The organism is Micromonospora foliorum (assembly GCF_022229015.1).
GTDB lineage: Bacteria > Actinomycetota > Actinomycetes > Mycobacteriales > Micromonosporaceae > Micromonospora > Micromonospora foliorum.
In genome coordinates this window covers 20,793-31,897 of record NZ_JAKKFF010000090.1, presented here as the reverse complement: position 1 = coordinate 31,897, position 11,105 = coordinate 20,793, and the positions used below count along the sequence as shown (strand labels likewise).

9 protein-coding genes are annotated in these 11,105 nt (G+C 70.1%); 7 read left to right on the top strand and 2 right to left on the bottom strand.

The window, feature by feature from the left end; translation table 11 throughout:
• The 3 genes from PSH25_RS08445 to PSH25_RS08435 all read left to right on the top strand — a co-directional run.
• Positions 1-561: helix-turn-helix transcriptional regulator (locus PSH25_RS08445; protein ID WP_238658460.1), on the top strand; the 561-nt coding region annotated here is incomplete at its 5' end.
• A 46-nt stretch (positions 562-607) separates the two neighbouring features.
• Complete coding sequence (locus tag PSH25_RS08440) at positions 608-1,756, top strand: acyl-CoA dehydrogenase family protein (protein WP_238658462.1); 1,149 nt, start codon at positions 608-610, stop codon at positions 1,754-1,756.
• A 21-nt stretch (positions 1,757-1,777) separates the two neighbouring features.
• Positions 1,778-2,242 (top strand): MaoC family dehydratase, encoded by a 465-nt coding sequence (locus tag PSH25_RS08435; RefSeq protein ID WP_238658459.1) that lies wholly within the window; start codon positions 1,778-1,780, stop codon positions 2,240-2,242.
• 400 nt (positions 2,243-2,642) lie between these two features.
• Here the strand turns inward: PSH25_RS08435 and PSH25_RS08430 are convergent, their stop codons facing one another.
• On the bottom strand, positions 2,643-3,656 hold the full coding sequence (locus PSH25_RS08430) for an acetylxylan esterase (RefSeq protein ID WP_238658458.1): 1,014 nt from the start codon (positions 3,654-3,656) through the stop codon (positions 2,643-2,645).
• A 21-nt stretch (positions 3,657-3,677) separates the two neighbouring features.
• Complete coding sequence (locus PSH25_RS08425; RefSeq protein ID WP_238658457.1) at positions 3,678-4,715, bottom strand: LacI family DNA-binding transcriptional regulator; 1,038 nt, start codon at positions 4,713-4,715, stop codon at positions 3,678-3,680.
• 318 nt (positions 4,716-5,033) lie between these two features.
• Here PSH25_RS08425 and PSH25_RS08420 point away from each other — a divergent pair, with 318 nt between their 5' ends.
• Genes PSH25_RS08420 through PSH25_RS08405 form a run of 4 tightly spaced genes read left to right on the top strand, consistent with a single transcriptional unit; the run spans position 5,034 to position 10,991 of the window.
• Complete coding sequence (locus PSH25_RS08420; protein ID WP_238658456.1) at positions 5,034-7,397, top strand: beta-xylosidase/alpha-l-arabinosidase; 2,364 nt, start codon at positions 5,034-5,036, stop codon at positions 7,395-7,397.
• A gap of 10 nt (positions 7,398-7,407) precedes the next feature.
• Positions 7,408-8,397, top strand: coding sequence for an ABC transporter permease (locus PSH25_RS08415; protein WP_238658455.1), 990 nt, complete (start codon positions 7,408-7,410; stop codon positions 8,395-8,397).
• On the top strand, positions 8,394-9,302 hold the full coding sequence (locus tag PSH25_RS08410; protein ID WP_238658454.1) for a carbohydrate ABC transporter permease: 909 nt from the start codon (positions 8,394-8,396) through the stop codon (positions 9,300-9,302). The genes PSH25_RS08415 and PSH25_RS08410 overlap by 4 nt, the downstream gene beginning before the upstream one ends.
• Before the next feature lie 51 nt (positions 9,303-9,353).
• Positions 9,354-10,991, top strand: a complete 1,638-nt coding sequence (locus tag PSH25_RS08405) for an ABC transporter substrate-binding protein (RefSeq protein ID WP_238658453.1) — start codon at positions 9,354-9,356, stop codon at positions 10,989-10,991.
• The last annotated feature ends 114 nt before the right edge of the window (positions 10,992-11,105 follow it).

Sequence of the window (11,105 nt, the reverse complement as noted above, 5' to 3'; positions counted from 1 at the left end):
CTCGCCCCGTTCGACAGGTGGGCCAGCAGCACCGCGAGCCCGCTGCGCCGGGCCCTCTCCGCGCGGTGCCACGCGCTGCTCGCCCCCCGGGGCGGGGCCGAGGCGGAACGGGATTTCCAGGCGGCGCTGCGCCTGCACCCGACGGAGGCCGGCACGTTCGAGCGGGCCCGCACCGAACTGCTCTTCGGCCAGGAGCTGCGCCGCAGTCGACGCCCTCGCGACGCGCGGACGCACCTGCACCAGGCCCGCGAGATGTTCAGCCTGCTCGGGGTGGAGTGCTGGGCCGAGCAGGCCACCACGGAGCTGCGGGCGGCCGGGGAATCGGTCGGTCCGCCGGACCTGCCCGCGGCGCGGTTGCTGACCGGCCAGCAACTGCGGATCGCCGAGTTGGTCGCCGAGGGCGCCACCAACCGGGAGATCGCCGCCCGGATGTTCCTTTCCACCCGTACGGTCGACCATCACCTGCGCAACGTGTTCCACCGGCTGGGCATCCGTTCGCGGACCGAGCTGGCCCGCGCGTTCACCGCCGAACGGCACGTCGGTCTGGCCTCCGACCGGTGACCGTCCGGTCTGGACGCGTTAAACTATCACCGCTAGTTTGAGCGTCATGGACCTCACCCTCTCCGCCGAGCAGGCGGCGGTCCGCCAGCTGGCCGCCGAGTTCGCCGACCGCGAGCTGCTGCCGCACGCGGCCACCTGGGATCGCCGCGAATCGGTCGACCCCGCCATCGTCGGCATGCTCGGTGACCTGGGCTTCCTGGGGCTGACCATCGCCGAGGCCGACGGCGGCTCCGGTGGCGACCACCTCGCGTACTGCCTGGTCCTGGAAGAACTGGGCCGGGGCGACTCGGCGGTGCGTGGCATCGTCTCGGTCTCCCTCGGCCTGGTCGCGAAGTCGATCGCCGCACACGGCAGTGCCGAACAGCGGGCCGAGTGGCTGCCGAGGCTCTGCGCGGGCAGCGCACTCGGCTGCTTCGCGCTGACCGAGCCGGACAGCGGCTCGGACGCGGCCGCACTGCGCACCCGTGCGGTCCGCGACGGCACCGACTGGCTGCTCACCGGCACGAAGACCTTCATCACCAACGGCACCACCGCCGACGTCGCGCTGGTCTTCGCCCGCACCGGCGGCCCTGGGCACCGGGGAATCAGCGCGTTCCTGGTGCCCACCGACAGCCCGGGGCTGACCCGACGGGAGATCCACGGCAAGCTCGGCCTACGCGGTCAGGCCACCGGCGAGCTGGGCTTCGACGAGGTGCGCGTGCCCGACACGGCCCGCCTCGGCGCCGAGGGCGCCGGGTTCCGGCTGGCCCTGGCCACCCTCGCCAAGGGGCGGATGTCGGTGGCCGCCGGGTGTGTCGGCATCGCCCAGGGCTGCCTCGACGCGGCGGTCGGGTACGCCGGGCAGCGGACCCAGTTCGGCAAGCCGATCGCCGGGCACCAGCTCGTCCAACAACTGCTCGCCGCCATCGCGGTGGACACCGCCGCCGCCCGGCTGCTGGTGTGGCAGGTGGCCGACCTGATCGACCGCAACCAGCCCTTCGCCACCGAGGCGTCGATGGCCAAGCTCTTCGCCAGCGAGGCCGCCGTTCGCGCGGCCAACAACGCGGTCCAGGTGTTCGGCGGGTACGGCTACATCGACGAGTACCCGGTGGGCAAGTACCTGCGCGACGCCCGGGTGGCCACGCTCTACGAGGGCACCAGTCAGATCCAGCAACTTCTCATCGGACGCGCGCTCACCGGCGTCAACGCCTTCTAGTAGCTGTAGGGGAGACCTGGCATGAGAGTGTTCACCTCGTTCGAGGAGTTGGCCGCCGCGACCGGTGAGAGCCTCGGGCCCGGTCCGTGGCAGCGCATCGAGCAGAGCCGCGTCGACCTCTTCGCCGACGCCACCGACGACCACCAGTGGATCCATCTCGACCCGGTCCGGGCCGCGGCGGGGCCGTTCGGCGGCACGATCGCGCACGGGTACCTCACCCTGTCGCTGTTGCCGGCGTTGGCGGGCGGGCTCTACCGGGTCGAGGGGGTGGCGATGGGGGTCAACTACGGGCTGAACCGGGTGCGTTTCCCCGCGCCGCTGCGGGTCGGCGCCGCCGTACGCGCCACCGCCATCATCGCCGACGTGTCGCCGGTGAGCGGCGGGGTGCAGCTGGTCGTGACGGTCACCGTGGAGAGCGACAGCGGCGGCAAGCCCGTCTGCGTGGCCGAGACCGTGAGTCGGCTCTACCGCGCCGTGGAGCAGTGACCGGTCAGCGCGTCGAGCGCTGGCCGAGGTGCCGCGACGCCCGGTAGGCGTTGCGAGAGAAGTTCCGGAGATTATTGCTCGTCGATCGCCGCCGCTGACATACTCCACATCCACCGAAGCCGATGATCAACGGTTGGCGCCTCCCTTTTCCGGAGGCCTCCCGTGCAAGGTCGGGTGTACGGGGTGGCGGTGCGAGCCGGGCCCAAGGGCCCCGCAGGAGCGGCGACGTGCACGACGGAGCCGCCCTTGCGGTGGTGGGCGCCCGCCAGAGGTCGGCGATGGCGGGCGCTCACCATCCAGTTCCGCGTGCGCCACGGATCTGCCCGCCGCGGGCGGCACCCACCCGACCGAAGCAGAGTCCGGTAACCGGCGGATCAGCCGCGGCGAGCCGTGCCACCGATCATCGGGCGCGATCCTGGTGCCGGTCGGGGTGCAGCACCGCATCCAGCCAGCGCAGTTGACGTCGGACGTGGACGGCTTCGCCGCCCTCGTGGCCGTTGAACGGGTAGACGAGCATCTCCCGCTCGGGTGGGACCGGTCGCCCGTTCGCGGCACCGTAGTGGTTGTACGCCGCGAAGGCGGTTCGCGGTGGGCAGACGGAGTCGCGCCGGCCGACCCCGAACTGCGCCGGCGCCGTGGCACGCCGCGCGAAGCTGACGCCATCCACATAGGACAACGTCCGCCAGACCGCCTCCTCGGCCTCCCGGTGCACGGCCAGGTACCGGGCGATCTCGCCGTACGGCGCGAGGTCGGTGAGCGCGACGGCCCGGCGCATGTCGCAGAGGAACGGGGCGGTGGTCAGCACCGCGCTGAGGTCGTCGACGAGACCGGCCGCCGCCAGGGCGATGCCGCCGCCCTGGCTGTTGCCGACCACGCTGACCCGGTCCCCAGCGACCCCCGGCAGCGCGCGGACCGCCTCGATCGCCCGGACCGCGTCGGTGATCAGCCGGCGGTAGTGGTAGTTCCGCGGATCGAGGATCCCCCAGGTGACCGGCCAGGGCCCGCCGGGCGCGCCGTGCGGGTCGGGGGTGTCCCCGGCGCCGTACTGCCCCGCCTGGCCCCGGTTGTCCATCAGCAGGTGCGCGTACCCGGCCACCGGCCAGGTCAGCCGTTCGTGGGGCAGGCCCCGGCCGCGACCGTAGCCGGCGTACTCGACCACGGCCGGCAGCGGCTCTCGAACGCCGGCCGGACGGGTGTACCAGGCGCGGACCGGGTCACCGCCGAAGCCGGCGAACGTGACGTCCCAGGTGTCGAGCAGCCGCAGGTCGGTGGGCTCGGGACGGACGTCGACGAGCACCGGCACGGCCGCCGCCTCGGCGAGCGTGTCCCGCCAGAACTCGTCGAAGTCGTCAGGCTCGGCGACCTCCGGCGCGTACCGCTGGAGGTCGTCGAAGGTGAAGGCGGAGTGGGGCACGGGTCCTCGCAGGGGCCGGGGTCAGTGCGGGTCGGCGGGTGGCGCGGTGCTCTCCCGGACGACCAGCTCGGTCACCAGGTCGATCCGGCTGGTCGCCGGCTCGTTGCCCCTGGTCAGGTCGAGCAACATCTGGGTGGCGATGCCGGCCATGTCGCGCAACGGCTGGTTGATCGTGGTGAGGGCCGGGTCGGTCCAGGCGGAGACCGGCAGGTTGTCGTACCCGATCACCGAGAGGTCCTCGGGCACTCGCAGGCCGCACTGACGGGCGGCCCGGAGCACCCCCATGGCCTGGATGTCCGACCCGGCGAAGATGGCCGTGGGTCGGTCCGGCCGCTGAAGGAGTTGCAGCCCGTGGGCGTGCCCCGCTCCGGCGGAGAAGCTGCCGTAGCGGATCAGCTCGCGGTCGACCACTATCCCGGCTTCGTCGTGGGCCGACTGGAAGCCGGCGGCGCGGGCGCGGCTGCACAGCACGTCGGGTGGCCCGGAGATGATGGCGATCCGTCGGTGCCCCAGCTCCAGCAGGTGGCGGGCGGCGAGCAGGCCGCCGTTCCAGTTGTTCGACCCGACGGTGGGAACGGAGGCGGAGGTCGCGCTGTCGGTGTCGACGACGACGAACGGTATGCCCTGCCGTCGCAGGTGCTGCTGTTGCGCCTCGGCCAGGTGGGAGAGGACGAACACCACGCCCAGCGGGCGGTCGGCGAGTAACGCCTCCAGCCAGCGCGCCGGCGGGCGGTGCGCGCCGTCGAGCTGGGCTACCGACAACCCGATGCCGGCCGCGGAGGTCACCGCCTCGACACCCCGCAGGATCTCCATCGCCCAACCCGTGTCGAACTCGTGGAACACGAGGTCCACCCGGCCGCCGCTGGTCGCGTGTCGCCGGGCGCGGCGCTGGTACTGGTGGCGGTCGAGGCTCGCCTCCACGCGAGCTCTGGTGCCGGGGGCGACATCGCCGCGTCCGTTGAGGACCTTGGACACGGTCGCGACCGAGACGCCGACATCGTTGGCGATGGTCGCGATGGTGGTGGAGGCGGGTGGGTCGAGCGGGCGGTGCTCTGTCATCGCGGCCTCATACAACATCCGAAAGTTTCGGCCGACCTTAACATGATGAGACATTCACGCCAGTCGGTGCCGCGCTCGGGCTCCCCATTCGCGGGTCATCGCGCGGCTCATCGGCGACGGAGCGCCGATTGGGGGGTCACCGTGTGCAGGAAAGACGCCCTGGTCGTCTGATTGGGACTCTTGACAGGCATCGATGGGGCACTTAGGTTGCCGAAAAGGTTACGCAGGTTTCCGGAAAGTTTCGGATCGTGAGAAACGTCCGCCACGCTGCCGGTTTCACGAGGGCACGGGATGTGGCCGGAGCTAAGGGGTCATGGCATGAGAAGTCAGTCGCTCGGGGACGGCGGCACCGCGCCGTGGCGTGATCAGCGGCTGTCGCCGAGCGAGCGGGCCGAGGCGCTCCTGCCGAAGATGTCCCTCGAAGAGAAGATCGCCCAGCTCGTCGGGGTCTGGGTCGGCGCCGAGGCCAGCGGCGAGGGCGTCGCACCGCACCAATCGGACATGATCAGCGACTTGCCGCCGTGGAGCACCGTCATCCAGTACGGGTTGGGCCAGCTCACCCGCCCGTTCGGCACCGCCCCGGTCGACCCGGTGCTCGGCGCCCGGTCGCTGGCGGCCTCGCAGGCGCAGATCGTGGCCGCCAGTCGGTTCGGCATTCCCGCGCAGGTGCACGAGGAGTGCCTCACCGGGTTCGCGGCCTGGCGGGCCACCGTCTACCCGACTCCGCTCAGCTGGGGCGCGTCCTTCGACCCGGAACTGGTCGAGGCGATGGCCGACCGGATCGGACGGTCGATGCGCGCCGCCGGTGTGCACCAGGGTCTCGCCCCGGTCCTGGACGTCACCCGGGACTACCGCTGGGGCCGTACCGAGGAGACGATCGGCGAGGACCCCTACCTGGTCGGAACGACCGGCGCCGCGTACGTGCGGGGTCTGGAGCGGGCCGGCGTGGTGGCCACACTGAAGCACTTCGCCGGCTACTCCGCCTCCCGTGGTGGACGTAACCTCGCGCCGGTGCCGATGGGCCGCCGCGAGCTGGCCGACGTCATCCTGCCGCCGTTCGAGATGGCGCTGCGCCTCGGCGGCGCCCGCTCGGTGATGAACTCCTACGCCGAGATCGACGGCCTGCCCGTCGCGGCCGACCGTGGGCTGCTGACCGGGCTGTTGCGCGACGAGTGGGGCTTCACCGGCACCGTGGTGGCCGACTACTTCGCCGTACGGTTCCTGCAGACCCTGCACGGAGTCGCCGGGGACGCCGGGGACGCGGCCCGGCTCGCCCTGCGGGCCGGTATCGACGTCGAGCTGCCCACCGTGGACGCCTTCGGCGCACCGCTGGTGGAGGCGGCGCGCCGTGGCGAGGTCGACGAGGCGCTAATCGACTGCGCCCTGCGCCGGGTGCTGATCCAGAAGATCGAGCTCGGTCTGCTCGACGACGGCTGGCGGGAGCTGCCCGACGATGTGGCGTCCCTGCGCCTCGACGACGAGGCCAGCCAGGACGTCGCCGTACGCCTGGCCCGGGAGTCCGTCGTCCTGTTGCGCAACACCGGCGTGCTGCCGCTGCCCGTGGGCAGTCGGGTCGCCCTGGTCGGCCCGGTCGCCGACGACCCGATGGCCATGCTCGGCTGCTACTCGTTCCCCAACCACGTGGGCGTCCACCACGGCGACTTCGGGCTCGGCCTGGACATCCCCACACTGCGCGACGAGTTGGCCCGACGCGTCCCGCTGCTCACCCACGAGCCGGGGTGCGCCATCACCGGCGACGACACCTCGGGTATCCCGGTCGCGGTCGCCGCGGCCGCCGCCGCCGACGTGTGCGTGTTGGCCGTCGGCGACCGGGCGGGAATGTTCGGCCGGGGCACCTCCGGTGAGGGCTGTGACGCCGTCGACCTGCGACTGCCCGGCGTGCAGGCCGACCTCGTCCGCGCCGTCCTGGCCACCGGCACCCCGGTGGTCCTGGTGTTGATGACCGGTCGCCCCTACGCGGTCGGCCCGGAGTTCGACGGCGCGGCGGCCGTGGTGCAGGCGTTCTTCCTCGGTCAGCTCGGTGGGCAGGCGCTCGCCGAGGTGCTCACCGGCGCGGTCAACCCCTCCGGGCGGTTGCCGGTCAGCGTTCCCCGGGACGCCGGCGGGCTGCCGAGCACCTATCTCGCGCCGCCACTCGGTCGGCGCAACAAGGTCTCCTCGGTCGACCCGACCCCGGCATACCCGTTCGGCCACGGGCTGAGCTACACCACCTTCGAGTGGTCCGACGCCACGGTGGTCGAGCCGCGCGACGATCCGGCTGCCTGGCCGGTCGACGGCGAGGTGCGGGTGCGGATCACCGTCGCCAACACCGGTGAAAGGCCCGGCACCGAGGTGGTGCAGCTCTACCTGCACGACCCGGTCGCGCAGACCACCCGTCCGGTGGTTCAGCTGATCGGCTACACCCGACTGCCGTTGGCGCCCGGCGAGGTGGCGCACGTGACGTTCGGCGTACCGGCCGACCTGGCGTCGTTCACCGGGCTGACCGGCCAGCGGATCGTCGAGCCCGGCGACGTCGAGCTGCGGTTCGGCCGATCGAGCGGCGACGTGGCGGCGGCCCTGCCGCTGCGACTGGTCGGCACCGAGCGCCAGGTCGGTCACGAGCGGGAACTGCTCACCTCGGTGCGGGTCGAGCCCCTCGTGGCTGTTCCCCAGTCGGTATAGGAGGCCACGGATGACATCCACCCTGCGGCCACCGCCGCCGGCGCCGCCGAGTGCTCCGCAGCAGGCGCAGAGCCCCGCCCCGCGCCCGCCACGACGCCGCCGCAGTTGGCGCCAGGCACTGCGCAGGGACTGGCAGCTCTACTCCCTCGCCATCCTGCCGCTGCTGTTCTTCCTGGTCTTCCGGTATCTGCCGATGGTGGGCAACATCATCGCGTTCCGCCGGTTCAAGCCGGGTGGCAGCATCTTCGGTGAGTACTGGGTCGGGCTGCGCTACTTCCGGATGTTCCTCACCGACCCGACGTTCTGGGAGGTGTTCACCAACACCCTGGTGCTGGGGACGCTGACCCTGCTGTTCTGTTTCCCGCTGCCGATCGTGCTGGCGCTGCTGCTCAACGAGGTTCGGGCCCGCCGCTTCAAGCGGTTCGTCCAGTCCGTGTCCTACCTGCCGCACTTCCTGTCGATCGTGATCGTGGCGGCGATGGTCATGCAGTTCACCTCGATCGACGGCACCGCCAACCAACTCGTCAACCTGTTCGGTGGCGACCCGGTGGCGTTCCTGCAGAAACCGGAGTGGTTCCGCACCATCTACGTCTCGTCAGAGGTCTGGCAGACCGTCGGGTGGGGCACGATCCTCTACCTCGCCGCCCTCACCACCGTCGACGAGGACCTGTACGAGGCCGCCCGCATCGACGGCGCCGGTCGGCTGCGGCAGACCTGGCACGTCACGTTGCCCGGCATCCGTCCGACGATGGTGACCTTGCTGATCCTCAACATCGGCAGCTTCCTAGCGGTCGGGTTCGAGAAGATCCTGCTGCTCTACAACCCGTTGACGTACCCGACCGCCGACGTGGTCTCCACCTATCTGTTCCGGATGGGCTTCCAGTCGAGCAACTTCAGCTACGCGGCAGCCATCGGCCTCTTCGAGGCGGTGATCGGGCTGATCCTCGTCCTGTCGGCGAACGTCATCTCCCGTCGCACGGTGGGGACGAGCCTGTGGTGACCCTCGGCACGAAGATCGACGCCCCGAAGACGCGCGGGCCGGTGGACAGCCGGGGTTACCGGATCTTCCGGGTGGTCAACACGGTCGTCCTGCTCGGCGTCGTGGTCGTGACGCTGTACCCGTTCCTCAACATCGTGGCCCGCTCGCTCAGCGAAGAGGCGTACATCATCGCCGGCGAGGTGACCATCGTCCCGCGTGGGTTCGACCTGACCGCGTACAAGCTGCTGATGTCGGACGCGATGTTCTGGACGAACTACCGCAACACGGTGGTGTACACGGTGGTCGCCACGCTCATCTCGATCGTGCTGACCACCTGTTACGCGTACGTGCTGTCGAAGCCGCAGCTCAAGGGGCGCCCGTTTCTCATCGGTGTCGCGCTGTTCACCATGTTCTTCTCCGGTGGCCTGATCCCCAACTACGTGCTGGTCACCAGCCTGGGCATGAAGAACACCATCTGGGCCGTGGTGATCCCCAATGCGATCAGCGTGTTCAATCTGCTGGTCATGAAGGCGTTCTTCGAGAGTCTGCCGAGCGAGTTGGAGGAGGCGGCAGCGGTCGACGGGCTGAACACGTACGGCACCCTGCTGCGGATCGTGCTGCCGCTGTCGAAGGCGATCATCGCGACGATGGTGCTCTTCTACGCGGTCTCCTTCTGGAACTCGTGGTTCACCGCGTTCCTCTACATCGACCGGCAGGACCTGCTGCCGGTCACCGTGTACCTCCGCAACCTCATCGCGGGCGCCACCAGCGCCGAGTCGGCCGCGGCCGACGCCGACAAGGTCCAGGCCGCGGCCACCCTCCAAGCCGTGACGATCGTGCTGACCACCCTGCCGATCCTGGCGATCTACCCCTTCGTCCAGCGGTACTTCGTCCGCGGCGTGATGCTCGGCGCGGTCAAGGGGTGACGCCGGCGCCGCACCGCTTCCCTCCGAATCCCCACCACCGAAAGGACAGCCATGCTCCACAAGACGTGGCGCCGCGTGGCACTGGCCACCGCGGGTCTGCTTGCGCTCTCCCTTGCCACCGCCTGTTCCGAGGACCCCGGTGACTCGACCGACCTCTCCGAGAACCGGGTCGGCGCGATGGCCAACTACGGCGTCGGTGACCAGTTCAAGGCCACCGAGGCGCTCTCGTTCTCCACCCTCTACAACAACCACACGTTCTATCCGCTAAAGGAGGACTGGCTGTTCTGGTCGGAACTCACCAAGCGGACCAATGTCAAGATCGAACCGGTGGCCGTGCCGCTGAGCGACTACGAGCAGAAGCGCAGCCTGCTGATCGGTGCCGGAGACGCTCCGCTGATCATCCCGAAGACGTACCACCCGCAGGAGAACGCCTTCGTGTCCTCCGGGGCGATCCTCCCGGTGAGCGACTACCTGGACCTGATGCCCAACCTCAAGGAAAAGATCACCAAGTGGAACCTCAAGCCGGAGATCGACAATCTGCGGCAGGCCGACGGTAAGTTCTACCTGCTGCCCGGCGTCCACGAGAAGCCCACGCAGGACTACACGGTGCTGGTGCGCACCGACATCATGCAGGAGCTCAACCTGGCGGTCCCGAAGACCTGGGACGAGCTTTACACGGTGCTCAAGGCGATGAAGGCGAAGTACCCGAACGTCTACCCGTACTCCGACCTGTTCAGCAAGCCCAACCCGACCGGCGCCCTGCTGAACATCCTCGGCTCGTCCCACGGTACCCAGGCGGGCTGGGACTACCAGCACGCCACCTGGGACCCGGCGGCGAAGAAGTTCACCTACACCGGCGCCTCCGAGCAGTACAAGCAGATGGTCACCTACCTGCACAAGCTCGTCGCCGAGGGCCTGCTCGACCCGGAGAGCTTCACCCAGACCGACGACCAGGCCCGCCAGAAGCTCGCCAACGGCAAGTCATTCGTGGTCACCGGCAACGCGCAGACCCTGGTCAACAACCACCGGCCCGACCTGGCCAAGACCCTGCCGAACGCCAAGCTGGCCAAGATCCCGCTGCCGGTCGGCCCGGCCGGTGAGATCAACCCGTTCCCCCGACTGGAGAACGGGATCATGATCTCCACGAAGGCTCGGGAGAGCAAGAACTTCGTGGCCATGATGCAGTTCATCGACTGGCTCTGGTACTCGGACGCCGGCTTGGAGTTCGCCCGCTGGGGCATCGAGGGCACGACCTTCACCAAGGACGCGTCCGGCAAGCGCACGCTCAACCCCGGAGTCGACTTCCTCGGCCTCAACCCGAAGGCCCCCAAGCACCTGCAGAAGGACTTCGGCTTCCAGAACGGCGTCTTCGCCTACGGCGGCAGCCCCGACCTGGTCCGCGGCTTCTTCTCCCCGGAGGAGTTGGAGTTCCAGAAGGTGATGGACGCCCGCAAACCGAGGGAGGTGCCCCCGCCCGCCCCGTTGACCGACGAGGAGCGCGAGCAGGTGTCCCTCTGGGAGACGCCCCTGAAGGACTTCGTCACCCAGAACACGCTGAAGTTCGCCCTTGGTCAGCGTCCGCTGAGCGAGTGGGACGCGTACGTGGCCGAGCTGAAGGCCAAGAACTCCGACCAGTACATCGACCTGGTCAACAAGGCGTACGAGCGGTTCCAGAAGAACAACGGCTGATCAGCGGGTCCGGTCGGGCGGCCTGTCGCGGCCCGACCGGACCCCCGGCCGGTCCCGGTGCGTGCGGTCCGCCCGCCACCCGGCCGGACGACCAGCGGGACCGCAGTGCGCACC